This window comes from Pseudomonas sichuanensis (assembly GCF_024749065.1).
Taxonomy (GTDB): Bacteria; Pseudomonadota; Gammaproteobacteria; order Pseudomonadales; family Pseudomonadaceae; genus Aquipseudomonas; species Aquipseudomonas sichuanensis.
Map to the genome: position 1 here is coordinate 3,300,791 of NZ_CP087185.1, position 26,329 is coordinate 3,327,119.

Genomic DNA, 26,329 nt, shown 5'->3' on the forward strand with positions numbered 1-26,329 from the left:
CCTACCCTTTTCGATCTGACGCGGTAACATGTAGAAATGTTGCTTGGCTTTTTGATTACGCACCTGTATGGAAATTCTATCTGGAGGTCTTGTCCATGGCTTCATCTGATTACCTATCCGCCAACCTACGAACACTGTGCGAAAAGTCGGGATCTGTAACAGAATTCTGCAGGAAAGTTGGTCTCAACCGGCAACAGTTCAACAAATATCTTGCTGGCACTCACGAGCCTTCCAAGAGCAACCTTAGGGCTATTGCCAATCATTTTGGCTTATCAACCGAAGTTCTTTTTTCATCTCCTAGTGACTTTAGATCCATAATTGACGGCAGCCACTTTCATCTATTTCGAAGTCTGATCCAAGCGCCCAAGATGATCAACTTCATCGACGAAATCACTGCCAGCGCAACCCCCTTACCTAGCAGTATAATTGGAGTCTATGAACGCTATCACTACTCGTCAATTTACACCGGCCAGATCGTTCGATCGATTTTCTGTATTTACGAAGCGGAGGGATCCCTAAGGCATTACTATGTTGAGCGATTTCCTAGCGCCGATGGCACAGGTAAAAACGATTACCACTTTAAATATCATGGATTGTGCTTCCCTGTTGCAGGCCGAATTTTCGCAATAGACTTTGAGACGATTCAGCGCAATGAACTGACATTCAGCAACCTGGCGTCTGTGAACCGCAACTCAAAAAGATTTATCTTCGGAGTCACCAGCGGGATAGCCGCTTCAATGATGCGGCAACCGGTAGCAGCCAAGGTCGCAATGGCATTTGTGGGCAAAGGCTTAATACGCAAAACCCATATAAAGCGAGCAACAGTGCTTTCCCCCACAGATCCTTCCATCCCCAAGGAAATCATTACTTACCTAGACAGTGATAACTCCTTCATCGATTCTGCCCGTATATGACGTAGAAAATTCTTCTTAAGGCTCATCATCACCTCGCAGCTGCCAGCCTCCCCATTCCAAATCCAGCCTGCGTCACAGTGCGTCACTTTTCGTCCTTATGAGAAATTGTGGCGACTCAGATAAACGATTAATTTCTTTACTAGGCAGGGCATTAAGCCTTCTGGTCGTTAGGCTTAGCCGCTCTGCCGGGAGCGTCGATCTCCGCATCCGCACGAACTAGCGGAAGCGATTGACTCACATTTGGTTTGGTCAACCAATGTAAACAAACAAGGCGTTTTGCCTGAAACTATTTATTTCAGAACTACGCGTCGGAGCATGGCGAGACGCTAGAGTTCTGATACTTACAATAAAGGTGATGAGATGGCTGAGTGGATCAAAAAAGCGAACCCTACGGAGCAGCAAGTAGCCTCGAACGAGAAAGTAAAATCGGACGTTTCCCGTATTCTCCTGGACATCGAGAAGCGCGGTGATGCCGCCGTCCGCGAGCTATCGACTCAATTCGATGGTTGGGATCGCACTGACTACCGCCTGACACCTGCGGAAATCCAAGAGTGCATGAATAAACTGACTGATCGTGAGCGTGATGACATTCTGTTTGCTCAAGCTCAGGTACGTCGCTTCGCTGATGCTCAACGTGCCTCTATGCTGGATTGCGAAATCGAAACCATTCCAGGTGTTATCCTAGGTCATAAGCACATCCCAGTAAGCGCTGCCGGCTGCTATGTTCCAGGCGGCAAATACCCATTGCTGGCTTCGGCCCACATGTCCATCGTCACGGCTAAGTCGGCGGGCGTCCAAAACATCACCACGGCAGCCCCTCCCTTCCAAGGCAAGCCCGCCCCTTACATTGTGGCAGCTCAATACCTTGCAGGCGCAGACTCGATTTACTGCCTCGGAGGGATCCAGGCCGTGGGTGCGATGGCTATCGGCACCCAGAGCATCGATCCGGTGGATATCATCGTCGGCCCAGGTAATGCCTATGTGGCTGAAGCCAAGCGTCAGCTTTTCGGTCGAGTGGGCATCGACCTCTTCGCCGGCCCCACCGAGACTCTGCTGATCACTGATGACAGCGTGGACGGCGAGCTTTGTGCCACTGACTTGCTCGGCCAGGCAGAACACGGTAAAGATTCTCCTGCCGTCATGCTGACGACTTCCCGCGAGTTGGCGGAAGACACGCTGAAGGAAATCGCACGCCTTCTGGAGTTACTGCCAACTTCTGCCATCGCCGGGGAGGCTTGGGAGAACTTTGGTGAAATCATTCTCTGTGAGTCCTATGAGGAGATGGTCAAGTTTTCGGACGAGTACGCCTCTGAGCACGTTCAGATTATGACTCGAGATGACGACTATTTTGTTAAGAACTTGCGGAATTACGGCGCTCTGTTTGTGGGTGCTCGCACTAACGTCTCCTATGGCGACAAGGTAATTGGCACCAACCACACGCTGCCAACTAACAAAGCAGCTCGCTACACAGGCGGCCTATGGGTTGGTAAATACATCAAAACTTGTACTTACCAGCGCGTCCTCACTGATGAAGCATCAGCCCTCATCGGTGAATACTGCTCTCGCCTGTGCCTCATGGAAGGGTTTGTCGGTCACGCTGAGCAAGCCAACATCCGAGTCCGTAGATATGGGAAAAAGGATGTAGCTTTCGGGGCGCCTGCTTTGTAAACACATAAAGGGAGCGAAGTGTCTCTTCGCTCCCTGCCGGGGTGTTTAATTTAACCCCTCATAAATATTCCCACCCAGACTACAACCCCACATTTTTATGTCATTTGAGAAATATAGACAACCTCTGCTCTCCGGCGCAATGCCCGTAAAACTACTGCACCATACCTGATCAGTTCTCACATACAGCTACGCCAATCACATCAAACATTTTCTGCCCTTAGCATAGTAGCCTATGAAACCACTCCTCGGACTACATCTTGCGTTACTGGAAAGCCTTTTCAGCGAACCGGGCCATGGGCATCTAACAAAATTAAGTCTCACGACAAGCACCAGAAACAGCATAATATAACTAGATATTATCGAAAATTAATGGACCTGGATCTTGAACAGCGCCGTTACATTTAGTATCACCTAAACATCGCAACATGCTATGTTGACCCTACCGCTAGAATTCGTGGAGACAATGTGCTCAGCGCTTCGACACGGCAGAATCAGGCTTTAAATTTTTATTCCATTTCCACATAACGGAATTGTCAGAATATCGGATTTCCCATTAAATATTTGACAATCGATACCAAGTTGCTCAAAGACGTACTGGGAGGATGGCGCTGGCATAAAAATTGCTGGAAATTAGGCACAATCAACCCAGCATGGTAAACAGGAGGAAAGCGATGGGCCTTGATGAGAACCATAAAGTACGTTTTTCTAGAGATGTACACTCCCAGGCACAAGTTATATCGCAGTGGCAGCAGCAATATGCGCAGATTTCTCGTGGCGTATTCAAGGGTGTCGGAATCGACCTATCGTTAGATCAGGCAGATTTTTACTTTGAGCAAATGAATAAGGCCACGTACCAGAAGGGCTGTATACCAGACAACTCAATCGGCCTCGTCGTTGCACTCAAATGTGATGAGCAGATGGTAACTTGCGGAAGATCAGTAAGCCAAGGGGACGTGGTACTGATATCAGGACGGTGCGGATACGAATTCAAAAGCGCGGAGAACATGAAGGCACTGATGATCAGCATCCGTAAGGGATCAGAACTCGAAAAACACTTAACAAATGATTTGCTTTTAAATCTTGAATCGTCACCGAGAGTGTTGGCAACAATCTGCGAACCAAACTTGAAAAGACTCGAAAATTCATTCTATCTGTCCAGCGATGCGAACACACACTCTGCCTCCACATCAGTCAACTTGATAGACGTATTCACCGACTCGCTATATGAATGGCGCAAACAAACGAACTCAACTAAATCCCACATCGAAAGCTACATCGTTAATCATTACTGGGAAATCATAAAAAGGGCTTACTCGATAATCATTTCCCAGCCTTATGAGATCCGTTCTATATCGCAACTGATTGATGAATTACACATTTCACGTGGAACGCTTCAAAACGCAACTCATCAAACGGTAGGTATGAAAGCCGCCGAGTTCATGAGAGCAATCCGGTTAAATCAAGTCCTGAAAAACATGTCATCAGGAGAATCGGTAACTACGGCTGCTACTAACTGGGGCTTTCTACACCTCAGCCATTTTTCCAGAGAATACAAAAAGCTATTTGGTGAACTACCTTCGCAAACACTAAAGGCAAAACTCGAAAATCTTTATACTAAACCTAAACATAGGTAAGTTAGGCTGGCAACCAGTCCAGCCTAACAACCTCTTAGCCAGTTTAATACACAGATTCAAACCCGCTCACACACCTGAACCAGCCGCAACGGCGATAAACATTTGAGATACAAACCGCGTGTTGCCCCAATCACAAATGTGCCTACCACCACCGCAACTATCGAAATATTTACAAAATTCCAACCTTGACTTCCTGTCAGGGCGGAAATATTCACAAGAGCTAGGTGCAGGAAACCAACAAGGCAGATCAAAGAGAGGTACGGTGCAATTTTGGAGTTCCACACCGGAACTGCGCGTGAATCCTTCCTGAAGAACAGAATGACTGAAAGAGCAGTTAGGGTAATGATGAGCATGTAACCCAGGGTACCTGCCGCAGACCCCCAAGTATATACCTCTTTGATAGGGTCGAGGTTGAATACAACCGAACCGACAACCAATGCCAAAGCCGTTAGAGTTTGTGTAAACGAAGCTCGATGTGGAGACCCATGAACATGGTGTACGTCAGAGAATCTTGGATTAATAACAGATGAACGGCCCAAAACATATTTATACCGAGCTATCACATTGTGATTTGCCAGTGCAGCGGAGAACAAGCTGGTAATCACCAGGATATTAGCTATATCTTGGGCAACCTTCCCCATATAATGACCTACAAAATCAATATACATATATTCTGTATTACTTAGCGCCTGCTTTACTACATCATCAACACCAACACCAATGATAGTAAGATAAAACGACACACAGTAAAGCACGACAATGATAATGATAGAGTAGTAGGTAGCCAGAGGTATCGTCCGATTCGGATCTTTGACCTCTTCTCGGTAAACGACTGTTGCCTCAAAACCTACAAAGCACAGCACGGTGAAGAGGATGCCAATACCAGGATTACCAGACATGAAGCTGGAGGGTAGTAGAGGAGTGGGATCCAGGCCTGCTAAGCCGTGTTGCCAAAAAACAACAATATCCGCAACAATTATGATAGCGATCTCCGCCACCAGTGCCACACCTAAAACCTTGGCGCTCGCCTCAATATTTCTGTAACCAAGGACACCGATAACTAGGATGATAGCACTGGTGTATATACTCCAGTGTAAATTCACATCCACCCAGCGCTCGACTGCATCCTTTACAAGAATAGATAAGAACACTTCAAGTGCGAGCAATACCAATGTATATGAAACCACAGCAACGGCTGCGCCGCCAATTCCTGTAACTGGCCCCATTCCCTTGAGAATATAAGCGTAGAATGCGCCTGACCCTTCAATATATTTGGACATAGCCACAAATCCAAATGCAAACAGAAGCAAAGCACAACCAACCACCACCGAAGTCATCGGAACACCGATACCGTTACCCAACCCGATCATCAGTGGCCCAGTACCAGCCATTACCGTCAAGGGAGCTGCTTGGGCTAGCACCATCAATACAACGCCCATCACACCAAGGCTGCCTTGCAAACCGGCCATCTTGTTTTGAGTTTCCATTATATTTCACCTTTAACCCTGCAACCGAAGCACTACGTCAGCTAGATAACAGTCCTGAACGCATGTATCGGATATAGAGCTGTTAGATAACGTTATTATTTTAAACTTTTTAGCACTGGCAGCTTTAAGGAAACACTTTGTTATGCAAATCTATTACTTTACACACTTGAACGGAAAGGATGGCCGCTCCACTTGAATGTAGACACTCTTTACTTGAGTATACTCTTTAAGAGCGTAAGCACCATTCTCCCTTCCTAATCCGGAATTTTTATACCCACCGAAAGGGAGTTCAGCAGGCACGACATTGTACGTATTTGTCCAGCAAACACCGGCCTCAAGGTTCTTCGTCATACGTAATGCGCGACTAATATCCTGGGTGAATACCCCAGCAGCCAATCCGAAAAGAGTGTCATTAGCACGGGCAAGCACCTCTTCCTCGGTTTCAAATTTCAAGATCGACATAACAGGGCCGAAAATTTCCTCTCGGACGATATCCATCTCGTCAGTGCAGTCACAGAACACTGTTGGGAATACAAAGCTACCACCCTCCAGCCCCTCAACAACGTATACACCACCACCTACAAGTAAAGTTGCGCCCTGCTGAACACCACTCTCAATGTACGAACACACCGAATCCCTATGCTGAGGAGAAATGAGCGAACCGATCTCGGTTTCCAAATCCATAGGATTGCCAACCTTGAGCGCTTTTGTAGCCTTAGCCACCTTCTCGCAAAACTCATCATAAATCGAAGCTTGGACGAACACTCGTGTTCCATTACAGCAGTTTTCACCTTGTGATGAAAAGTTTGAACACAGGGCCGCCTCCACTGCAACATCAATCTCAGCGTCAGCAAAAATGATTAGCGGTGACTTCCCACCAAGCTCTAGAGTAGTTTTCTTCATCATTTGGGCGGTGCTAGCAGCTACCTTTAGACCGCTAGCGACTGACCCGGTGAATGAAACTTTAGCCACTTGCGGATGCTCAGCCAGGTATCGACCAACCTGACCATCACCTTGTACGACATTGAATACACCTGGCGGTAGACCAGCTTCGCTCAGTATCTCAGCGAACAAGACTGCATTAGAAGGCGTCATCTCAGATGGCTTAAATACCATTGAGTTTCCTGCTGCCAGGCACGGCGCCGCCTTCCAAGCTATGAGCTGGATTGGATAGTTCCACGCACCAATACCTACGCATACACCAAGCGGTTCGTGTCGCGTGTAAGCCATATTTGCCCCCAGATCATACTGCTGGGCATGTACTGTTGCCGCTTGCGCGCTCATGTACTCCAAGCAATCGATAGCCGATACTACGTCATCGGCCCTTGCTTCACGCAACGGTTTACCAGTATCAAGCACTTCAACTTCAGCAAGAACGTCTAATCGCTCACGCATCAACTGGGCCGCTTTACGCAGCACTGCCGCCCTCTGCCCCGGGGGAGTAACTGCCCACTTTTTAAAACCCTCGCTAGCCGCAGCAATAGCGTTATCGCAATCCTGCTCTGCTGCGAAACTAACCTTGAGCAATAACTCCCCGCTAGCCGGATAGAATTTATCAAAGAGCTTCCCGCCCCCTTCAACCTGAGCACCATTAATGTAATTCAGCACAGTTTTCATATAATTCACTCTTGTTGTATCAACGTTGTTTCGACTGCCAATTTTCGACAAATATTGGTTGCCGGGTTGCCGGGGCGATAGGCGCAATGCCCAACACATGATCCGCGCCTTTTTCTCCTATCATGATAGAAGGAGCGTTAATATTTCCCATTGGAACAAGCGGAATAATGGAAGAGTCTATGACACGTAGATTCATTAGCCCTACTACCCTGCATTCAGGATCAACCACGGTCATCGGATTAGCCGGATCGCCCATAACACAGGTTCCACAAGGGTGATACGCACTACCAGTATGCTCGAGGATGAACTGATCGATCTGCTCGTCAGTTTCATAACCGGCTCCCGGCAAAAGCTCTTCTCCAGCAAATTGATTCATAGCCGGCATCCCAATCACTTCCCTAGCGAGCCTAATACCATTGCGAATTTCTACAATATCATCTGGGTGATCGTAGAAATTATAATCAATGCTTGGTGATACATCGGGATCACTCGACTGAATGTGAGTTGATCCTCTGGAAAGAGGCCGAGCAGAAGCAACCATAATTTGGAAACCATGTTTCTGCTCAATGGCAGTACCATCATACTGTATGGCAGCCGGCATGAAGTGAAACTCTAAATTAGGATACTCAATACCCGCTCTATCTCGAATAAACGCACAGGCTTCGAAATGATTCGTAGCACCTAGACCTTCCTTGGTGAGCAGCCATTGAGCGCCAATGAATGCCTTTGATAGAACATTGTTGTGTTTATTGAGAGTGATTGGCTTTTTACAATGCCATTGCATGATCACCTCAGGATGATCCTGCATGTTTTCTCCGACGCCAGGCAATTCGTGCACTAGATCGATTCCGTTTCTTAGCAATACATCAGCTCTGCCAACACCGGAAAGCTCAAGTAATTTCGGTGTATTGATCGACCCTGCACAGAGAATAACTTCTTTATTCGCAAAAACTTCGAAACTATCGCCCCCCTTAGAGTAAGCGACACCTCGAGCAGTTTTTTCCGAGATAATAACTTTATTTACCAACGCGTGCTTAATTAAGGTAACGTTTCCTGTCTCAAGAGCTGGTCGCAGATACGCGCTAGCTGTAGACCAACGACGACCATTATAAACTGTGCGCTCCATAGCGCCGAAACCTTCACCACATGAACCGTTATAGTCTTGGGTTCGATTGTATCCAGCTTCCACTCCTGCATCGATGAAGGCTTTGTACAAAGGGTTTTCCAGCGTACCTCTCGTTACATGCATTGGCCCATCTGTACCCCTCCATCCTTCTTCCCCGGCATGAGATTTTTCCATTCTCATGAAATAGGGAAGGACATTTTTATAAGACCAACCTTGGGCGCCTAACACTTCCCAACTGTCAAAGTCGCGCGCATGCCCACGCACATAGACCATACCATTAATTGAAGAAGACCCACCTATTACCTTACCGCGCGGACAGAAAAGCACACGATTTTTAAGATTTTTTTGCGGAACACTAGAATAATCCCAGTTATATCGCTTAATGCTCATCGAGACTTGAAGGGCTGAAGGCATCTGGAGAATTGGCCCCCAGTCACTTCCACCAGCCTCCAGAACCAACACTTTATGACCTGCAGCCGCTAGTCGGTAGGAAACAACCGCCCCTGCCGATCCTGAACCAACTATTACGTAATCATACTGACTAGTTTTTTTATTAAGCTCTGCGTTCACAATTATCACTCTACGAAATTACTGAAGCGCTATAAGCGACCGCTTGAGTCACTTTGCCGGTAGCATCAGTATGATTTTCGAGAGAGGTGGTCACTATCCATTTTTAGCAAGCAAAGCACCGCACGTCCGCACTCAAGGAGCGGATTGAGAGCGCTTTGCGTTTGCGAACGCTTGCAGTTTCAGCGTCCATACACATGGCCTCGCCAAGGAGATCGACCGAATCCTGAGTGCGCGCAGGGCCGTCAGGAGCCGGGACAGAGCAGCTACCAAAGCACCGTATGATTCGGCTTTGAGGACGATGCCATGGCCCTTCTGATGCCAACCTGTTGCAGTAATTAAGGTGTCTATACGCTGTTCGGTAGCACTTCAGAACTCCACCACCATCCACCTTTCGCTAGCCGTAGAACCCGTCAGGGGCTCCGGCTTTACATTCCCAAAGCCGATGGCAGGCAACGCCCGTTGGGTATTGCTTCTTTGGAGGACAAGATCGTACAGCAGGCGGTTGTTACCGTTCTGAATGCGATCTATGAGGAAGACTTTCTTGGGTTCTCGTATGGGTTTCGACCGGGCCGCAGTCAGCACGATGCGCTGGATGCGTTAACGGTCGCGCTGAACAGCCAAAAGGTGAACTGGATACTTGATGCGGATATCACGTCGTTCTTTGATGAGATCGATCATGAGTGGATGCTGATGTTTCTAGGGTACCGGATTGCAGACCGGCGCTTGCTCGGGCATATCTGCAAGTGGCTTAAAGCAGGTGTCATTGAGGATGGCCGTAGGGTGGCTGCGACCAAGGGTACGCCCCAAGGCGCAGTGATATCGTCGTTGCTGGCGAATATCTATCTTCACTACGTGCTGGATTTATGGGCAAGGCAGTGGCGCGAGCGCCACGCTCGCGGTGATGTGATTGTCGTGCGCTACGCGGACGACAGTGTCGTGGGATTATCAGTTAGTCAACGTCCAGATCGCCCCCGCGCTGCACGCGACGGTCGGGGAAGCACTGCGCCACGTGCTCCAGCGTTCGGGCTACTCCCTCTGTCCCGACACCGGGTCGTAACCACACACCATAAGAGCCCCTCCGGCAACCGAATTCTGTGGAGAATCTATGCCTACTCCTCCCGCTAGCCTACCAACGACACCAAGGCGCCCGGGGTTGCTCTTCGGTACGTTCGAGCTGTGCCTAAGCTTGCTGGGCCTGCTATTCGCTTCTCTGATGTTCTCCGTCGTGCTGGAGTTCGTGGGCATGCTGTGGTTCTGGCCCGAACAGGGTTGGCATCACAGTCATGCCATGTGGCTCACTGAGCTGGGATGGCTCAGCGATCACTTCAAAAATTCGCTGCTCGTGAAGGAACCCGCGCGAGCCACCGCCAAAGTCCTTCAGCACCTGAACGAATGGGTCGTGGTCCGCTCTGGCTGGGCGCATTCTGACACTCAACTGAGGCTCCTGAGTCAGGAAGTGTCGGTGCAGGGTCAGTTTGCTCAAGCCTATGTCGTGCTGCAGGACTACCTATTGGCCGCCCTGTTCACCATTTTCACCTTGGTCGTGCGTCTAACCATCCTCACCCTAGCCACACCACTATTCCTGCTCGCCATAATCACAGGCGCTGTCGATGGCTTGATGCGCCGCGACCTTCGCAAGTTCAGCGCCGATCGCGAGAGCAGCTATGTCTACCACCGAGCGAAGCGAGCCCTATTGCCCCTCATAATCAGCCCATCGATGATCTATCTCTCTTTTCCATCGTCTTTCAATCCTGTTTGGATACTGCTTCCCTCCGCAATTTTGTTGGGATGCACAGTTGCCATAACAACGAGCACATTTAAAAAATATATTTGAGTGTATAGTCGTCAATGCAGCATTTTGGATCTGTAAAGAATACCCCTTTTCGTTTTCCTCTTCTCACTAGTTAAGCCGGGTTAAGCATCGCTCCGTAGGCTGGTCTAAAGTGCAGTCCTGCTATGAACAAGCTGATTACGTCAGCCTCTATCGTTGTCCTTGGCGGGTCAGTCTCGATGCCATGCGTCTAGAGCACTTGCCTTGGGGAAGCTGGCAACCATTCTTGAAAACCCGCACCCGACTCCCCTCAGAAGCGTAGAACACCATACCGCCGGCCAGGTACTCCACATCGAAGGTGGCCGGCACATTGGCACCTTCAAGGAGGATTTTCACGGTGGCACGGCTTTCAATCCAGAACTCGCTGGAGGTTGGCTCGATGATAAGGAGCAGCCGCTTGGGAGCCCCATTGATAAATTGGAATTCTTGGCTGTTGTTCATTTAATTGCCTTCAAAGTGGTCTGACTCATCGCACAACTCCAACCTCTGCGCTGAGTCTGCGCGTGCCTCGTCTTACGGTCTCGAAGCAGAGCAAACCGCCTAATGCTGAGAATGCCATTAGCACAAGGAACATGCTGGTGGGTGCAGAGTAGGTAAGGAAGAACCCGCACAGAATCGGGCTGAGAGCGCCACCCAAGGCCGCGAGGTTTTGGGCGCCGTAATAGCTGCCACGAAGATGCTCTGGGGCGATGGTGTCGATGAACAGGTATTCGCCCGGCAGCACGATCATTTCACCCAGCGTGAATACAAACATTGCAATGCACCAACTGACGCTGTTCTCGGCGTACATGAAACCCAGTAGGCCACTGATGAAAAGCACCGAGCCGATGCCCATCCAGAATGCCAGGTGCTCTCGCTTGAGCAGGCGACCGAACTGATACTGCAAGACGATCACCGTGATCGCGTTACAAGCCAGCACCGCAGAGAGAATACTCATGGCATCGTCGGACGAATATTCAACCAGCAGATACTGCGACAGGTAGATGGTGAATCGGCCATGAACCACCGCATTGAGAAGGCTTCCCAGCGTGAACAGGATCAGGATGCGATCGCCTCTGAGGGTGGCTAACGTGGCGAGGAAGCTGGGAGGCTGAAGGGTGGCAGCTGCGTCTGAACGCTTGCTGGTGGGAACACCCTTCATCAGGAAGATGCTGAGAAAGGCGATGGCACTGGCTGTCCAGAAGGGGGCCATCGGCTGAACGCCAGCCAGGATTACGCCAAGCATCGGGCCAGTGGCATAACCGATATTGGTCAGGGTGTAACGCAGGGAAAAGGCCTTCGCTCGCTGCTCCACAGGCAGGTTGTCACTGAGAATGGCCTTGGAGCCAATGACGAACAATGCTGAGGCTGACTCGGTGATGATCAAGGCCAGCGCCGCGACATGCAGGTCATTGGCGAACGTCAACAGCAGGAATCCGATGGCGCCGGAAAGCATCGACAGGATGAGAAGCCGACGTTTCTCCAAACGATCCACTACGTAGCCGCCATACAGCCCCAGAAACGTACCAATGAACGCAGCAATGCCCACCAGCAGACCAACGTCATTCTGATTCAGCCCAAGCTGGGTGCTGATGAAAAGTGCCAGCAGAGGGCTTGTGACGGCGCGGCTGATAACGATGGTCAGCGAGCACACCATCAGGCGGCGAATGGCGAGCGGGTAAGTAGTCACAGAGATCATGCACGTCCTTGCGGTCATGGGTGGGGGCAAGACAACGCGGTGTTATCCGACCGAAAGCAATTCAGGAAGCTGCTCGGTGGTGTGCAGGTCTTCGAGGCTCAAAAGAAGATTGGCTAAGTGCGTGGCCTTCGGCAAAGGGAGCACGCGCACAGCCAAGCTATAAAATTTGTCCAACAGCGCCACATCGCTGATGGGGTTGCCTGGTGCGCCCAGCGCCAGCTCGACACACAGGCTGGCCTCGCGACCGTCATGAGTACGAAGGGTGACGATAGGTTCCCCGTCTTCGGACAGTGCGGAGTTCACGCTCAGGTGGATGCGCTCGAACCAGTGGCTAATCATCGAATGCTCGCGACACTTGTCTTCGTAAGCGTCCAGCCCTGCGTGGCCATAGGTGAGCCTCGCCGCGAGCGCATACGGTAGGCTCATTTGTGCGCTGGCCAGCGTTTCTATACGGGTATGGCCACACATGTCTTTGAGGATCGCGCACATCTCCACGCGCACCTCAGTGATCTCGTGAGGTGTGATCTCCAGTTGCTCCATGAGCAAACCCACAGCATCGATTGCAGCATGGGTGCCACGGCAGGAAGCATGGGGTTTGATGGAGCAACGCCCCAGTTTCCAGACCTTGCCCAGGGTTTCGTCCAAGGCTTGCGGTTCGGCATCGTCGCCAGCCAGGGTTTTAAGGAAGCCTCCCCACACGTCGTCGAACAAATAGGCCGGCCCAGTGATGCCTTGTTCGGCAAGCATGACCGCCAGCAAACCGCCTTCTGCTGCTCTGCCGGTATGCAGCTTTTTGGTTTGCGAGCCATCGTGGATGAACGCCCACAGTCCGCCGCTGAAACTGCCAGCGATGCCCAGTGCGCAGAGCGTCTGCGCCTGATCCAACCCGAAGATCCGCGCGCAAGCCGCTGCGGCACCAAAAACGCCGCAGGTGGACGTGGAGTGCCAACCGGCACCATTGTGTGCGGAGTAGCTCCCGCAGGCCTCGAGTACACGTCGGCCGACTTCATAGCCGATAACCACGGCCACCAGTAACTCTTTGCCGGAGACAGCCCTGTTGCTGGCCTGCAAGGCAGCCATTACGGCGGGCAACACAACAGCGCCGGAATGATCACAGCCACCGGCATCGTCCAGTTCCAAAGCATGGGCCGCTATACCATTCAACAAAGCTGCATTGCGTGGGCTGGCGCGGTGGTGGGTGCCCCAGAGCACGGTACTGCCTGAGGCTTCGTGCTGAATGAAAAGCTGGCAGGAGGCCTTGAATATGTCACTGGTGGCGCCCGCCAGAGTCGCCCCGAAGGTGTCCAGGATATGGCGTTTGGCTTTTTCTACCAGGGGCGGTGGTAGATCGTCGAACAGGGTCTCGACTACAAAACGGGCCAGTTTCTGTAGGCGCTCAGTCACAGTTGATGCTCCGTATAATGGCGTGCGTAAACAGCGGCAGGGTGGTCAAGGGGCAGCGCGGGGCCGGATTGCGCCCACCACTGCGCCACTTCTTCGGCAGTGGCGAACCAGACGTCCGGAAGCTGCTGAATCCCTTCCAGCAACTCGCGCAGGAGCCCGATGCGGCCCGGTGTTGCGATGATCTCCGGGTGCAGGCGCAGCACGTAGCAGAGGCCATAGCGATGAAACCCGGCGAAGTCCATCTGCAGGTTCTTCAGGGTGTGGCTGTAGGAGGCGATGCGCGATTGAGCGGGCGGCACTGCCGGGCTCAGGTTGAACGCGAAGTAGGGCTCGTCCTCCAGTTCGTAATGCAGGGGTAACTCAATTAACGGCGCGCCGCCGGGCGCCGACTGCAGGTGCGCATACGGCAGATCATCACCACGCAGGGACGACGACCAACGTATTCCTTGGCGGCGCATGGCTTCGGGGAAACCGGGAGCCCAATTGCCCGCAGGCACACGGAAACCTCGCGGCTTTTGCCCGCAGAGGCTGGCCAAGACGCTGCAGCCTCGCTCCAGTTCGAACGCCTGCTCGCAGAGGCTGAGCGAGTCATAGTCCTGATGTCGGTATCCGCAACAGGCGATTTCATGCCCGCCTTCGAGAATCGCATCGATCCGCTCAGGGTTCTGCTCGGCGACGATGCCGGGAATGCACCAAGAGCTACGAACCTGCAGATCGGCGAGGGTCTGCAGCAGGCGTGGCACACCACGTGTGGTGCCGTAGCGCCAGACTGACAGTGTTTTGTCCCGACCTGCGACAGCAGGTGCTTGGGTGAGAATGCCGTGGGTATCGTTGTAGTCGACGGTCACGACTACGGCGCAGCGGTAGGGTGCCGGCCAGACTGGCAGCTCAGTCATTTCCGTGCTCCTTGAGCGTCCATTGGGCAACGTCGCGGCAGGTGGAGAACCAGACATCCTGACGTTGGCGCATATGTTCGAAAAGCTGCTCCAACAGTAAAAGCCGGCCAGGTTTTCCGGTGATCTTCGGATGCAACAGCGTGGTCAAGCACAGACCTTCATCCATGGCACCGTCGAACTCGCGGCACCAGTTGTCGAGGGTCAGCTCATAGCTCGCCGTCCGGTCCAGACCGCAGGGAAAGTCTGGGCGCTTGGTGTAAGCCAGGGAGGCGTAATCGTCGAGCTCCCAGTGGCCTGGGATTTCCACCAGCGGGCGAGCGTGGCCGGCAACGTTGATCAAATAGGGGCGATCATCGCCGCGCATACTACTGGAGTAGGTCACGCCGGCCTCCAGGAGCACTGCTGGGGTTTGGGCGTGCCAATCGCCGGAAGGGGTACGAAACCCTTCTGCACGCACGCCCAGCACGTTCCAGAAAACTTCCCGGCACTTGTCCAGCACTTGGCGTTGTACTTGCGGCTCCAGCGCAAAAAAGGATTCGTGCCTGTAGCCGTGGTAGGCCACCTCATGTCCCCTTTCGACAATCGCTTGGCACTGTCTGGGCCAATTCTCCACCACCCATGCGGGCACGAAGAACGTTGCCGGTATGCGCACGGCATCAAGCAGATCGAGGATACGTGGCAGGGCGCGATAGGGCCCGTAACTGCCAAAGCCGAAATATTCGGGCTTGCGCCAGATCGATCCGTCGAGCATTGCATCGCCGGTCGGACCGTCGACGTCGAAGGCCAGGGCCATGCAGGCCCTGCTTTCGCCGGGCCACTGAAGTGTTGTCGGAGAGGACATGGGTGGGCTCTTGGTTACTGGCCGTTGATAGTCACGCGCTCGACAGCGCCTTTCTCAAGGTCCCACTTCTTCAGGATGGCGTGGTAGCTGCCGTCGGCGATCATGCTTTGCAAAGCCTCGGCCACGGCTTTCGTCAGTTCAGGGTTGGCATTGCTCACGCCGAGCCCGGTGAACTGGGTGGAAATGGCATGGCCCAGGGTCTTAAGGGAGTTTTTGTCCAGGGACATGATGTAGGGCAAGGTCTCACTGCCCTGCATGGCGGCGTCTATGCGACGTTGACGAAGTTGAGTACGAGCATCAGCGCTCCCTTCTGATCCCATCACAACAACCGCGGGCTTTCCTGCTGCTTCGCAGTTCGCTTTGCTCCACTCAGCGATCTCGTCTGGCCATGTTGTGGCTCGGCTCGTCCCCACTTTCTTCCCGCACAAGTCGGTTGTCTCGTTGAGGTCGGTGCGGCTCTGCAGGGTGTAAAACTGTGGTCCACTGACGAAGTAGTCAACGAACGTGATCGCCTTTTGCCGCTCCTTGGTGTCGGTCATGCCGGACAGGATGATGTCAACACGTTTTGTAGTCAGCGCGCTGATCATCTGTTCGAACGAGGTTTCCTGCCACTTTATCTTCACGCCAAGGCGCTCAGCCAGTGCGGTGCCCAGGTCATAGTCGAAACCGGTCAGCTCGTTGGTGGCCGGGTCTCTGAAGTCCATCGGCGGATAGTTGGGCTTGATCGCTGCAACGATTTCGCCTTTGGCTTTGATGGCTGCGGGGAGTTCTGCGGTTGCCTGTGCACAAACGGCAATGCCCATCAGTACGGAGGAGAGGATCAGCTTTTTCATGTACGACGTTCTCTTGAATTATTATTGGCGCCTAGGCGCGAACGGCAGAAATGAAGTTTTGAGTGCGTGGATTTTGTGGGGTTAACAGCACCTCTTCTGGGCTTCCGACCTCCACGACTTGGCCGGCATCCATGAACACCACGCGATTGGAAACCTCGCGGGCGAAACCCAGTTCGTGGGTTACAACAACCATGGTCATCCCCGTTTTAGCGAGATCACGCATGACCGAGAGCACCTCACCGACCAATTCCGGGTCGAGTGCGGAGGTGGGCTCGTCGAACAACATCAGCTTTGGCCGCATGGCCAGCGCCCGAGCGATGGCAACCCGCTGCTGCTGACCGCCGGAAAGCTGGATCGGGTAGTGATCGCGTTTATCAGCCAGCCCGACACGCGCCAGCAACTCAATGGCACCCTCTGTGGCCTCCTTGGGCGAGCGCTTCAAAACCTGGCACGGACCTTCAATGATGTTCTCCAGCACGGTCAGGTGCGGAAACAGGTTGAAGCGCTGGAAGACCATCCCGGTAACCAGGCGTTGGCGGGCGATCTGGGTCTCGTTCAGCTCGTAGAGCTTGCGGCCTACCATGCGGTAGCCCACCAGTTCGTCATCGACCCAAAGTGCGCCACTATCGACTTTTTCCAACTGGTTGATGCAGCGCAAGAAGCTGCTCTTGCCCGAGCCAGAAGGGCCGATGACACAGAGCACTTCACCTTGTTCGATTTCCAGGTTGATGTCTTTGAGGGCGTGGAAATCGCCGTAGTGTTTGTTCAGGCCGACGGCCTTGACGATGCTTCTCATAGGGATATCTCTCTGTGCGTGGCCGGTTAGGAGCGCTTACCTGCGCCTTTGGCAAAGTGACGTTCCAGGCGGCTCTGACCAAACGACAGGACAGTGACGACGGCGAGGTACCAAATACCCGCGACGATCAGCAGTTCCATTACGCGCGCGTTGGCGAAATAGATGTTCTGGGCGTTGTGCAGCAGTTCGGAGTACTGAATGACACTGGCCAGACTGGTCATCTTCACCATGCCGATGAACTCGTTACCCACTGGCGGGATGATGATCCGCATGGCCTGCGGCAAAATGATCCGTTTGAGTGCCTGAAGGCGCGGCATGCCGATGGACTTCGCAGCCTCATACTGGCCGGTGTCGACGGAGAGCAGGCCGGCGCGCACCACTTCGGCGGTGTAGGCGCCTTGGTTGATGCTCAGGCCGAGCAGGGCCGCAACAAATGGCGTCATCACACTCACAGTGTCGATCTGGAAGACGCCGGGAATGCTGATGACCGGGAAGATCAACGCAAGGTTGAACCAGAGTAAAAGCTGCAGAATCAGCGGTGTGCCGCGGAACAGCCAGGTGTAACCCAGGGCGACGTACTGCAGAATGGGGTTTTGCGACATTCTCATGATCGCCGTGATGACCCCGAAGATGATCCCCAGCGTCATGGCGAGCAGGGACATCAGAATGGTGTTCATCAGGCCGAACAGAATCGCTTTGGACGTCAGGAACTGGCCGACATAGGACCATTCGATCTGACCTTTGGCGAAGGCATTCCCAAGGCCGATTAACAGGACCACGAGCAATGTGGCGAAGAACATGCGCCCGTAGTATCGGCGTGGCACGTGTTCGTAATGGGCGATGTCGAATTGGTTTTCCTGTTGCTTGCGCTCGGCGACAAGACGTTGTGCTTGTAATTGACTCATGGTGTTGCTCCGAAGGCAGCACTGGAGGGCTGCGGCTAATCGGTCGATCTGGAAAGCACTACCCTGGGGTCGCGCTCCGTTTGGGCAAAACTCAGATGCGTGGGCCGGCGTAGTTGGCCGTCCACTCGCGCTGACCTTCCAAGGCCGATTTCAGCCGGGTGATTTGCTCCCGGACACGCTCTGGCGCTGTGCCGCCCCAGCCACTGCGAGCGGCGATGGCAGCCTCCAGAGTCAGGCTCTGCTTCACATCGGGGGTCAGTCGCCCATCGATGTCCGCCAACATGCTCGGGCTGGCTTCCCACAACTCGATGTCTTGCTCTTCACAGGCTCGTACCAGAGCACCGGTGATCTCGTGAGCTTCTTTGAAGGGCACGCCGCGTACCGCCAGCCAGTCGGCGACCTCGGTGGCCAAGGTGAAGCCCAGCGGCGCCTGGCGGCGCAGTTCGTCTGTGCGTACGCGCATGGTGCGGACCATACCCGCCATGGCGGGCAGGACCAGGCTCAGGGTTTCGACAGTGTCCAGGACTTCGTTCTTGTCTTCGGCAAGGTCCCGGTTGTAGGAAAGCGGCAGAGATTTCAGCGTAGAGAGCAACCCAGTCAGGTTGCCGATCAGACGGCCAGCCTTGCCGCGGGACAGCTCGGCGATATCCGGGTTCTTCTTCTGCGGCATGATCGAGCTACCGGTGGCATACGCGTCATCCAGGTCGACCCAGCGGAACTGGCGAGAGGACCACAGGCAAAACTCTTCCGATACTCGGGAAATGTTGATGCCCAGCATAGCGGTCACGAACAGGAATTCAGCGACATGGTCGCGGCTGGCCACGGCATCGATGGAGTTTTCACAGGGCGCGGTGAACCCCATCTCAACGGCGGAATGCTGAGGCTGACGGGCGATCGCCGAACCTGCCATGGCCGCTGCTCCCAGGGGCGACAGCGCAGTGCGCGCATCCCAGTCGACCAGGCGCTGGATGTCACGCAGCATGGCTTGAGCGTGCGCCAGCAACTGATGAGCAAAGGTAATCGGCTGGGCCTGCTGGAGGTGGGTAAAGCCAGGGCAGATGGTTTCGACGTGCTGTTCAGCTTGCTCAACCAAGGCGTCTTGCAGGTCCAGCACCTGCGATGCCAACTTGCGGGCGTGGTCACGCAGGAACAGCCGCAGATCATTGGAGGCTTGGTCATTGCGAGAGCGACCGGCGCGGATCTTGCCGCCAAGCGGCCCCAGGCGCTCAGTTAGCACGCGCTCGAGGAAGGTGTGCACGTCTTCGTCATCCAGCGAAGGGCTGAGCCGGCCGCCGCGAAATTCTTCTTCGATGGTATTGAGCGCTTCGAGCATGCGCTGGGTTTCAGTCTCGTCCAGCAACCCTGCACGTTGCAGTTCGCGGGTGTGTGCTCGAGAGCCTGCCAGGTCGTATGGGGCGAGCTGGAAGTAGCGCTCAGGGCAACGCGAGAGGGCTGCCAACGCCTCCGAAGGACCACTCTTGAAACGAGCACCCCAAAGGCGATCAGTAGGTTGAGTCATTATTATTGTTCCTCACTTTTTGAAATAGAACGGGCGAGATTAATACGGATAAGTACTATTCAGCGCGCGCAAATACCTGGGAATTACTGTGGAAGCAAGACGTGTTTGGCGAGAGTTTTTTGGCCGATAGGGCAGGATAAAACATATTTAAATCAGTCGCTTGTGAAATAAACGGCTGATGTGAAGTTTGTTGCAATGCGCCGCTGCATGTGTTCATGATGATTAGGCCGGCTGATTTCTTGTTGTGGTGATCTAGCCTGTTGTATGCCGACTACGAGGTAAATAATCATCATGGAAACCTCACTTTCCACGCCCGGAAACCTGCCCGGAAAGACAGGAATCAGAGCGCCGATGGCGCTGAGCGGACAAGATTTCAAACTGCTGAAAGTCTTCAAAGCTGTTGTAGAAGCCGGGGCTTTAGTGCAGCCCAGAACGAGCTGAATGTGGGCCTCGCGGCGATCAGTAAACAGATTTCGGACCTTGAAATTCGCATCGGAATGCGCCTGTGCAGCCGCGGTCGAGAGGGCTTCAGCCTGACGGACGAGGGCAAGGTGGTTTATCAGGCGTCCATCGACTTATTCAATTCGGTGGAAAACTTCCGAGACAGGATAAGTTCCACGAAAAATGAATTGATTGGGGACCTGAGTATCGGTGTCATTGATAACACGATATTTGATTCAGGCTCTCCGCTGATTGCGGCGATCAGAACGATGGCCGATGAGGCACCCAAGGTGAGGGTGCGATTGAGTGTTTCGCAGTTGGATGAAGTGGAGCGGGGCGTTGTCGAGGGAGATTTGTTTCGGGTATCGTTCCAGTTTACCAGCGAAGGGAGGAATTTGATTATTTTGAAATGTACGAAGAAAAGTCGACACTGTATTGCGCTGTAGGGCATGAATTGTTTGAGAAGGCGGATGAAGAAATTGAGTTAGAACAGTTGAAAAAGTACAGCTTCGTCAATCATCGCTATGCCATACATGCAGCAAAAAGAGAGTTCTTTGACTACGATGAAAGTTCAACGTCTGCCACGCAGGTCGAAGCCGTCGCGATGCTGATCCTGACCGGCAGGTTCATCGGTTTTCTTCCATGCCATTATGCCAGTCAACTCGTCAAAGACGGGCGTTTGCGGGCTATTCGCCCAGATGTCGTTAAATTGTTGACGCCCTTCAGCCTAATCTTGCGCCATAACGCGCCACGCAGTCCGCTGGTCAAAGCATTTGCGGACTTTATGAACATTGACCTAAAACTCGCGATAACAGGGTAATGCTTTCGATGACTACCAACTCCAACCCCCAGAGCAACGTTTCAATTACGTCGACGTCCTCGACACTATGCGACAGGCCGAATATTGTTCTGATCGGAACAGGCGGCACCATCGCTTCGTCAGCGGGAAGTGCTACGGAACTACAGGGTTACAAGGTGACCGCCTCAATCGATGAGGTACTGGCTGCTGTTCCAAACGTCAATGATTTGGCCAAAATCTGCTGCGAACAGGTGGTCAATGTTGAAAGCCACCAGATCGATAACCTGATACTGTTGCACATTGCCAAACGAGTCGACGAACTGCTGAAATTGCCAGACGTCGACGGAGTGGTGATTACCCACGGTACTGACACGCTGGAAGAAACCGCTTACTTCCTGAACTTGACGCTTAAGAGCACGAAACCCGTGGTCATGGTCGGCGCAATGCGGCCCGCAACCGCATTGAGCGCAGATGGCCCACTTAATCTGTATAACGCATTTCGTCTGGTCACTACACCGTGTGCTTCTGGCAAAGGTGTCCTTATAATGCTCAATGACCGAATCGGCTCGGCACGCAGTATGACCAAGGCGAGCACTACCGGCGTCGACGCGTTTCGTTCTGTCGGGCAGGGCTATCTTGGAGAAATCGTAGGAAATGTCGTGCATTTCTACAGTGGTCCTACGCATGCGCACACAGGGGAAAGCGAATTTTTCCTCGATGCGATCGAAAGTTTGCCTCAAGTCGATATCATTTATGACCACCAAGGTGCCGGCGCGCATCTGTACCATTCTGCAATCGCTGCGGGGGCACAGGGAATTGTTTTGGCAGCGACGGGCAATGGCAGCCTCTCACCATCGGCTCGCGCGGGGGCTGAAGAGGCTGTTCGTAATGGTGTGCTATTTGTACGTTCCAGCCGGGCTGGAGACGGGATCGTAACAGGCTCGGCTGATGATGAGACTCTTGGGCTCGTTACCGCGAACTCCCTTAACCCGCAGAAAGCGCGAATACTTTTGATGCTTGCCTTGGGCAAAACCCGTGATTTTCGGATCGTCCAAGGCTATTTTGATCGCTACTAATTGAGATGTGGCAATCCGAAAGTAAGGGGCCGGCGAACACAACTTCCGAATCCAGGCATTAAGGACGATGGTGGCCACATAAACGTGGACACCATCGCCCTTATCGCAAGGATCACCAAGCGCCAGCGCAACTCTTATCCAAAATCGTTCAAGGCCCAGGTCGCTCAGGAATGCCTACAGCCCGACGTATCGATTGCCAGCATCGCTTTACGTCACGGCATTAACGCGAACCTGGCCCGCAAGTGGATACCGCTTTACCGCGATCATCCACCATCTGCACTGCCGGCGTTCACTCCAGCTTGAAAGACATCTGGCGAAACAAGCCAAGCTCGAATTTGCCCTCAGTGCGCTCGAGTAATTGCAGCTATCTTACACTGCCACCGCTGGTGATGTGGCAGACCTCTCCACGCTCAACGACAAGCTGAAAACGCCACTGGATTCCTCAACATCACATCCGAGGCCTCTGACGTCATCCACAACGTGCTGATCGGCGGAATGCTCGAGACCACATATCGCTCCACAACGCTCACATAACCTCCCCGAATACGATGACCCAGACTGCTCGCAATGGCTCTGGGTATCGGAGGGGCGTTTTCAAAGCGTAATGATGCAAGGAGGGATCGCGTCAAAACCCGTCGCTATCGTGTATTTACACCGGAACCATCAACTGGAACCGTTGTCACCAACATTGGATACGTAAATTGGAACCCGGCTCGCTCGACGGGGCCTGTACGCACGCCTCCGCCAGCGATTCTAGGACGAACGCAGCTGGAGGCTGTGTGCCATGATTTCAATCAGAAGCTCCTACCACCCGATTGATGCCGCAATTTTGTGGTGTGGCCTTGCCGCCTACCAAGACGAGATCTTGCGCGTCGACGCGTCCCAACCGGGTTGCCTACGAAAGCATTTTCCGCAGTGGCCGTCGCTGCAAAGACACCTTGAGTGCATCTGCGATGCGATCATCTGTGGCGAGCTCCCCGCGACTTATTTAGGGCGCCCGATCACTTCTGACCACCAAGTGCATCATGAGTATTGCTCAGTACGGCGTGCTGACCTAGTGGCCTGGTTCCTACGTAATTTCCCTGATCAGAGACCTGCATTCCTGTTCCCTCCAAATCTGGATCATTCAGAATGCATCAGCTTGAACGCTCACTTGGTGCAGGAAGCAGAAATTGACGCTTCCCAGCGCACCATTGAAAAGCTGCGCCAAGAGCTCGCAGCCACTACCGAAGAAATGGCAACGCTTGTGAGCGCCAACAGAGAGCTGTCAGAACGGTTGGAGGCCTGCGGCATACCCTCTGAGACCTCCGAGTGTATGCATAACACGCTCGTGGGCGCCGTACTGGAAGTCACGTTGGGCAAATCGAACAGCGGCCAGGTGCAGTCCATCTATCCAAGCCAGGCAGCCTTGGTCGAGGAGATCACCCGCCGTTTCCCGGGAGTCAGCGGCCTGAGCAAAAGTACCCTTGATCGGAGATTTGCCGAGGCTCGCCGCCATTTCGCCCAGGCTTTCCGGGCATGACGCAGCATTGTCAGGCAATGCCCGCCATTGCCTGACAATGTTTTTTCGCCTCGATGAGCCTTCACTGACTGTCACATCCCACCACGCACCACCCGGCGCTAAGGAGTGACATCATGCAACCGACCTGCCCTTCCCCCCTCAATGCCGACCGCCACATCATGCGCCGCGATGAAGTGGAGCAGAAAACCGGCTTCAAACGTTCGCACATCTACAACCTGATGAAGGCCGGCCAGTTTCCGCAGTGTCGACGCATAGGCACCCGCGCCGTAGGCTGGGATTCGCTGGAAATCGAGCAGTGGGTTCAAGACCGGCTGTCCAGCGGGAACTGAATGATGGACGTCCTTTCGCTCATCTCAACCAAGGGCGGGGCGGGCAAGACCACCGTCGCCGCTAACCTGGGTGGATTGCTCGCCGATGCCGGCCTTCGTGTATTGCTGCTGGATTTGGACAGCCAGCCCACCCTGTCCAGTTACTACAGCTTGAGGGAACCCCGTGAAGCGGGTAGCTACGAACTCATCGCACAGGGGCTTACGACGGCAGACTTGGTGATTTCCAGTACCGTCATTCCACGCCTGGACTTGATCGTATCCAACGACCGCGCCGGGCACATCAGCACTCTGCTGTTACACGCAGCCGATGGCCGCCTGCGGCTGCGTAACCTGCTGTCCGCATTCGAGGATGAGTACGATGTGTTGATCATCGATACCCAAGGTGCACGCAGCGTCGTGGTCGAGATGGTGATCCTTGCTACCGACTGCGCGCTGTGCCCGGTACCACCGGAAATGCTTGCTGCACGCGAACTGCGCCGCGGCACGCTGGGTCTGTTCGAAGAATTGGAGCCCTACCGCTACCTGGGGGTCGCCTTGCCGTCAGTAAAGCTGCTGCTCAACCAGGTCAATGCCAATCGCCGCGACACCCGCTTGATCATGCAGAGCCTGCAAGCTTCCTTTCAAGCGGATCCGCATGTCACCGTTTGCACCACGACGATTCCCGACCGCGTGGCCTACACAAATGCCGCCTCGCTGGGGCTTCCTGTGCACCGAGTGGAACCCACGCCAACTTCTGGTAGCCGCAGTCCTTGCGCTGCCCAGGTAATGCGCGCACTGGCAGTCGAGCTCTTTCCTCAGAGGGCCGAACATCTTCTGGCCTTGGAAGTGCACGTGCCAAACCAAAAGTCTGCTGGGCACGACCTCGTACGTCGCGGATAAACGGAGGATGGGTAATGAAACCGCCAACGTCCGAAGACATTACGCGTCAGCTGCAGCAGGCACATTTTCCACAAAACCCCGGCCGCGAGGTTTCGTCCGTACCAATCGCTGATACCCCGATGGTGGTCAGCCTTGAGCAACTGCGCCCGTACGAGCTGAACCCACGCGTGATGCGCAACCCTCTTTACGACGACATCAAGGCTTCGATCCGCGAACGTGGGCTGGACCAGCCACCGTCCATCACACGCCGCCCTAGCGAACCGCATTTCATCATCCGTAACGGTGGCAATACGCGCCTGAGTATCCTTGGCGAACTCTGGCAGGAAACCCGCGAAGAACGTTTTTTCCGCATCCACTGCCTGTTCCGGCCTTGGCAGTCCGAGGCGCATACATTGCTCGGGCACCTGGCCGAAAGCGATCTGCATGGACAGCTCACCTTCATTGAGCGGGCGCTGGCGGTGGCGCAACTGCAGGGCATGCTTCAGGGGAGTGATGAATCACTGAGTCAACGCGAGCTCTCTTTACGCCTGAGCCAAGGCGGCTATCCGATCTCACAATCGCAGATCAGCCGCATGTTCGACACGCTTGAGTACCTGCTCCCTGCAATCCCTCAAATTCTGTACGCCGGTCTCGGCAAACCTACCATCGCACGGCTCATCAGCTTGAGACGGCGGGCGGAATCAATCTGGAACCAGCACTTCGGCGACGCCCTACAGTTCGTGCAGCTCTGGCTCGAAGTACTGTCGATGTATGACAGTGATAAGCCAGAGCTGGATACGGGCGAGTTGCAGGACGAACTGCTGGCCAGGATGTCGGAGATCCTCAAGCAGACACCTCGACTGCTGGCCCTGGAGTTGCACCAGGAACACCAACCCTCGCCGCTTCAGTCGAGTACCGCCCCGCGCCTGCTCCAGGACCTACCCCCCGATGCAACGCCAGAGTCATTGTTCATGGAAGAGGTCCCCAAACCAGCGTCCGAATTTCCCAGCGCTGATAAGGAAGATAGTGACGGCGACCCACCCCCGTTTCAAACGCCACGTCTTCCCCACATCCGCCAGGCACTGATTGACGAACCGCCGCGGGGTGAAAAGTCAGACGCACCTGAACTTGTTCATGTACCGGTTGACTCGGCACCACTCCAGACTTTGGCAGAGGATGACCTTATCACTTTGCGTAAGCGCTGCGCCACGCTGGCCTCCGAACTAGCCGCGTATGCCGATGCCCATGCCATGGTCAGCCCACATGCGGATGGCCTGGGTTTCACACTGGCACCCGAACACCGCGAACAGATGAGTGCCCGTCACACCGGCATTCAACTGCTGCTATCAGCGCTGCTACGGCTGCAGGAAGACGTCAGCTGGAAAGAGCGCCAACAGTTACCCTCCGCCCTCTTCGGACAACTGCTGATTGGTGCCTATGACCTCCCCTGTGCCGAGCGACCTGCGCTCACGGTGGGTCTCGAGCGACTCCCCGACGCCCAACTCGAGCAACTGTTCACACTGATTCGCCACGCCCGGCAGCTCATTCAGCTGACGCTGTCGACCACTCGTTAACGTGAGGAGTT

General features: G+C 53.8%; 22 protein-coding genes and 3 pseudogenes. 13 read left to right on the top strand and 12 right to left on the bottom strand.

The genetic code is table 11. From position 1 onward, the window contains the following. The first annotated feature begins 95 nt into the window (after window positions 1-95). From LOY51_RS14875 to LOY51_RS14885, 3 genes are all read left to right on the top strand, one after another. On the top strand, window positions 96-914 hold the full coding sequence (locus LOY51_RS14875; RefSeq protein WP_258641788.1) for a helix-turn-helix domain-containing protein: 819 nt from the start codon (window positions 96-98) through the stop codon (window positions 912-914). 360 nt (window positions 915-1,274) lie between these two features. Continuing rightward, complete coding sequence (gene hisD, locus LOY51_RS14880; protein WP_258641789.1) at window positions 1,275-2,582, top strand: histidinol dehydrogenase; 1,308 nt, start codon at window positions 1,275-1,277, stop codon at window positions 2,580-2,582. 671 nt (window positions 2,583-3,253) lie between these two features. Continuing rightward, complete coding sequence (locus tag LOY51_RS14885) at window positions 3,254-4,216, top strand: helix-turn-helix domain-containing protein (protein WP_258641791.1); 963 nt, start codon at window positions 3,254-3,256, stop codon at window positions 4,214-4,216. Between the two features lie 56 nt (window positions 4,217-4,272). Here LOY51_RS14885 and LOY51_RS14890 read toward each other — a convergent pair whose 3' ends face one another. The 3 genes from LOY51_RS14890 to LOY51_RS14900 all read right to left on the bottom strand — a co-directional run bounded on the left by LOY51_RS14890 (window position 4,273) and on the right by LOY51_RS14900 (window position 9,016). Further along, a complete protein-coding gene (locus LOY51_RS14890; protein ID WP_258641792.1) occupies window positions 4,273-5,703 on the bottom strand; it encodes an APC family permease in 1,431 nt (476 codons plus the stop codon). A 153-nt stretch (window positions 5,704-5,856) separates the two neighbouring features. Continuing rightward, window positions 5,857-7,320: a betaine-aldehyde dehydrogenase gene (betB, locus tag LOY51_RS14895; protein WP_186556059.1), complete on the bottom strand. Its 1,464-nt coding sequence runs from the start codon at window positions 7,318-7,320 to the stop codon at window positions 5,857-5,859. Between the two features lie 19 nt (window positions 7,321-7,339). Continuing rightward, window positions 7,340-9,016, bottom strand: coding sequence for a choline dehydrogenase (locus tag LOY51_RS14900; RefSeq protein ID WP_258641794.1), 1,677 nt, complete (start codon window positions 9,014-9,016; stop codon window positions 7,340-7,342). A gap of 474 nt (window positions 9,017-9,490) precedes the next feature. On the opposite strand from LOY51_RS14900, the pseudogene LOY51_RS14905 reads away from it, so the two are divergent. The 3 genes and pseudogenes from LOY51_RS14905 to LOY51_RS14915 all read left to right on the top strand — a co-directional run. Beyond that, a pseudogene (locus tag LOY51_RS14905) lies at window positions 9,491-9,901 on the top strand (reverse transcriptase domain-containing protein); the annotation flags it as partial. A 58-nt stretch (window positions 9,902-9,959) separates the two neighbouring features. Then, window positions 9,960-10,070 (top strand): annotated as a pseudogene (locus LOY51_RS27360) (PilL N-terminal domain-containing protein); the annotation flags it as partial. A 51-nt stretch (window positions 10,071-10,121) separates the two neighbouring features. Beyond that, window positions 10,122-10,850 (top strand): TIGR03747 family integrating conjugative element membrane protein, encoded by a 729-nt coding sequence (locus LOY51_RS14915; RefSeq protein ID WP_258641795.1) that lies wholly within the window; start codon window positions 10,122-10,124, stop codon window positions 10,848-10,850. Window positions 10,851-10,997: 147 nt separating this feature from the next. On the opposite strand, the gene LOY51_RS14920 is transcribed toward LOY51_RS14915, so the two are convergent. The 9 genes from LOY51_RS14920 to argH form a co-directional block, all read right to left on the bottom strand. Continuing rightward, window positions 10,998-11,288, bottom strand: coding sequence for a hypothetical protein (locus LOY51_RS14920; protein WP_186556062.1), 291 nt, complete (start codon window positions 11,286-11,288; stop codon window positions 10,998-11,000). Between the two features lie 25 nt (window positions 11,289-11,313). Next, a complete protein-coding gene (locus LOY51_RS14925; protein ID WP_186556137.1) occupies window positions 11,314-12,516 on the bottom strand; it encodes an MFS transporter in 1,203 nt (400 codons plus the stop codon). A gap of 51 nt (window positions 12,517-12,567) precedes the next feature. Then, complete coding sequence (locus tag LOY51_RS14930; RefSeq protein ID WP_258641796.1) at window positions 12,568-13,929, bottom strand: MmgE/PrpD family protein; 1,362 nt, start codon at window positions 13,927-13,929, stop codon at window positions 12,568-12,570. Beyond that, complete coding sequence (locus tag LOY51_RS14935) at window positions 13,926-14,825, bottom strand: polysaccharide deacetylase family protein (protein ID WP_186556064.1); 900 nt, start codon at window positions 14,823-14,825, stop codon at window positions 13,926-13,928. The genes LOY51_RS14930 and LOY51_RS14935 overlap by 4 nt, the downstream gene beginning before the upstream one ends. Further along, entirely contained in the window at window positions 14,818-15,666 is an 849-nt protein-coding gene (locus LOY51_RS14940; RefSeq protein WP_186556065.1) for a polysaccharide deacetylase family protein, read from the bottom strand. The genes LOY51_RS14935 and LOY51_RS14940 overlap by 8 nt, the downstream gene beginning before the upstream one ends. 14 nt (window positions 15,667-15,680) lie before the next feature. After that, a complete protein-coding gene (locus LOY51_RS14945) occupies window positions 15,681-16,499 on the bottom strand; it encodes an ABC transporter substrate-binding protein (protein ID WP_258641797.1) in 819 nt (272 codons plus the stop codon). 31 nt (window positions 16,500-16,530) lie between these two features. Beyond that, window positions 16,531-17,295, bottom strand: a complete 765-nt coding sequence (locus LOY51_RS14950; RefSeq protein ID WP_186556067.1) for an amino acid ABC transporter ATP-binding protein — start codon at window positions 17,293-17,295, stop codon at window positions 16,531-16,533. Between the two features lie 26 nt (window positions 17,296-17,321). Further along, entirely contained in the window at window positions 17,322-18,200 is an 879-nt protein-coding gene (locus tag LOY51_RS14955; RefSeq protein ID WP_186556068.1) for an amino acid ABC transporter permease, read from the bottom strand. A gap of 91 nt (window positions 18,201-18,291) precedes the next feature. Continuing rightward, window positions 18,292-19,719 (bottom strand): argininosuccinate lyase, encoded by a 1,428-nt coding sequence (gene argH, locus LOY51_RS14960; RefSeq protein WP_186556069.1) that lies wholly within the window; start codon window positions 19,717-19,719, stop codon window positions 18,292-18,294. 291 nt (window positions 19,720-20,010) lie between these two features. On the opposite strand from argH, the pseudogene LOY51_RS14965 reads away from it, so the two are divergent. The 7 genes and pseudogenes from LOY51_RS14965 (at window position 20,011) to LOY51_RS14995 (ending at window position 26,318) form a co-directional block, all read left to right on the top strand. Next, window positions 20,011-20,980 (top strand): annotated as a pseudogene (locus LOY51_RS14965) (LysR family transcriptional regulator). An 8-nt stretch (window positions 20,981-20,988) separates the two neighbouring features. Further along, window positions 20,989-22,035 (top strand): asparaginase, encoded by a 1,047-nt coding sequence (locus tag LOY51_RS14970; protein WP_258641798.1) that lies wholly within the window; start codon window positions 20,989-20,991, stop codon window positions 22,033-22,035. A gap of 84 nt (window positions 22,036-22,119) precedes the next feature. After that, the gene (locus tag LOY51_RS14975) at window positions 22,120-22,338 is read left to right on the top strand and encodes a transposase (protein WP_258641799.1); all 219 of its coding nucleotides are present in this window, start codon (window positions 22,120-22,122) and stop codon (window positions 22,336-22,338) included. Between the two features lie 481 nt (window positions 22,339-22,819). Beyond that, window positions 22,820-23,557, top strand: a complete 738-nt coding sequence (locus LOY51_RS14980; RefSeq protein ID WP_186556072.1) for a hypothetical protein — start codon at window positions 22,820-22,822, stop codon at window positions 23,555-23,557. Window positions 23,558-23,670: 113 nt separating this feature from the next. After that, complete coding sequence (locus tag LOY51_RS14985) at window positions 23,671-23,886, top strand: AlpA family transcriptional regulator (protein WP_186556073.1); 216 nt, start codon at window positions 23,671-23,673, stop codon at window positions 23,884-23,886. A gap of 3 nt (window positions 23,887-23,889) precedes the next feature. Continuing rightward, the gene (locus tag LOY51_RS14990) at window positions 23,890-24,765 is read left to right on the top strand and encodes a ParA family protein (protein ID WP_258646653.1); all 876 of its coding nucleotides are present in this window, start codon (window positions 23,890-23,892) and stop codon (window positions 24,763-24,765) included. Window positions 24,766-24,779: 14 nt separating this feature from the next. After that, window positions 24,780-26,318: a ParB family protein gene (locus LOY51_RS14995; protein ID WP_258641800.1), complete on the top strand. Its 1,539-nt coding sequence runs from the start codon at window positions 24,780-24,782 to the stop codon at window positions 26,316-26,318. Window positions 26,319-26,329: the final 11 nt, after the last annotated feature.

Excerpts from the sequence above, each read along its gene's own strand:
- LOY51_RS14890 (WP_258641792.1), bottom strand. The coding sequence starts at position 5,703 with ATGGAAACTCAAAACAAGATGGCCGGTTTGCAAGGCAGCCTTGGTGTG.
- LOY51_RS14985 (WP_186556073.1), top strand. The coding sequence starts at position 23,671 with ATGCAACCGACCTGCCCTTCCCCCCTCAATGCCGACCGCCACATCATG.
- LOY51_RS14940 (WP_186556065.1), bottom strand. The coding sequence starts at position 15,666 with ATGTCCTCTCCGACAACACTTCAGTGGCCCGGCGAAAGCAGGGCCTGC.
- hisD (WP_258641789.1), top strand. The coding sequence starts at position 1,275 with ATGGCTGAGTGGATCAAAAAAGCGAACCCTACGGAGCAGCAAGTAGCC.
- LOY51_RS14995 (WP_258641800.1), top strand. The coding sequence starts at position 24,780 with ATGAAACCGCCAACGTCCGAAGACATTACGCGTCAGCTGCAGCAGGCA.
- argH (WP_186556069.1), bottom strand. The coding sequence starts at position 19,719 with ATGACTCAACCTACTGATCGCCTTTGGGGTGCTCGTTTCAAGAGTGGT.
- LOY51_RS14955 (WP_186556068.1), bottom strand. The coding sequence starts at position 18,200 with ATGAGTCAATTACAAGCACAACGTCTTGTCGCCGAGCGCAAGCAACAG.
- LOY51_RS14980 (WP_186556072.1), top strand. The coding sequence starts at position 22,820 with ATGATTTCAATCAGAAGCTCCTACCACCCGATTGATGCCGCAATTTTG.
- LOY51_RS14915 (WP_258641795.1), top strand. The coding sequence starts at position 10,122 with ATGCCTACTCCTCCCGCTAGCCTACCAACGACACCAAGGCGCCCGGGG.
- LOY51_RS14920 (WP_186556062.1), bottom strand. The coding sequence starts at position 11,288 with ATGAACAACAGCCAAGAATTCCAATTTATCAATGGGGCTCCCAAGCGG.
- LOY51_RS14970 (WP_258641798.1), top strand. The coding sequence starts at position 20,989 with ATGACTACCAACTCCAACCCCCAGAGCAACGTTTCAATTACGTCGACG.
- LOY51_RS14885 (WP_258641791.1), top strand. The coding sequence starts at position 3,254 with ATGGGCCTTGATGAGAACCATAAAGTACGTTTTTCTAGAGATGTACAC.
- LOY51_RS14875 (WP_258641788.1), top strand. The coding sequence starts at position 96 with ATGGCTTCATCTGATTACCTATCCGCCAACCTACGAACACTGTGCGAA.
- LOY51_RS14950 (WP_186556067.1), bottom strand. The coding sequence starts at position 17,295 with ATGAGAAGCATCGTCAAGGCCGTCGGCCTGAACAAACACTACGGCGAT.
- LOY51_RS14935 (WP_186556064.1), bottom strand. The coding sequence starts at position 14,825 with ATGACTGAGCTGCCAGTCTGGCCGGCACCCTACCGCTGCGCCGTAGTC.
- betB (WP_186556059.1), bottom strand. The coding sequence starts at position 7,320 with ATGAAAACTGTGCTGAATTACATTAATGGTGCTCAGGTTGAAGGGGGC.
- LOY51_RS14945 (WP_258641797.1), bottom strand. The coding sequence starts at position 16,499 with ATGAAAAAGCTGATCCTCTCCTCCGTACTGATGGGCATTGCCGTTTGT.
- LOY51_RS14990 (WP_258646653.1), top strand. The coding sequence starts at position 23,890 with ATGGACGTCCTTTCGCTCATCTCAACCAAGGGCGGGGCGGGCAAGACC.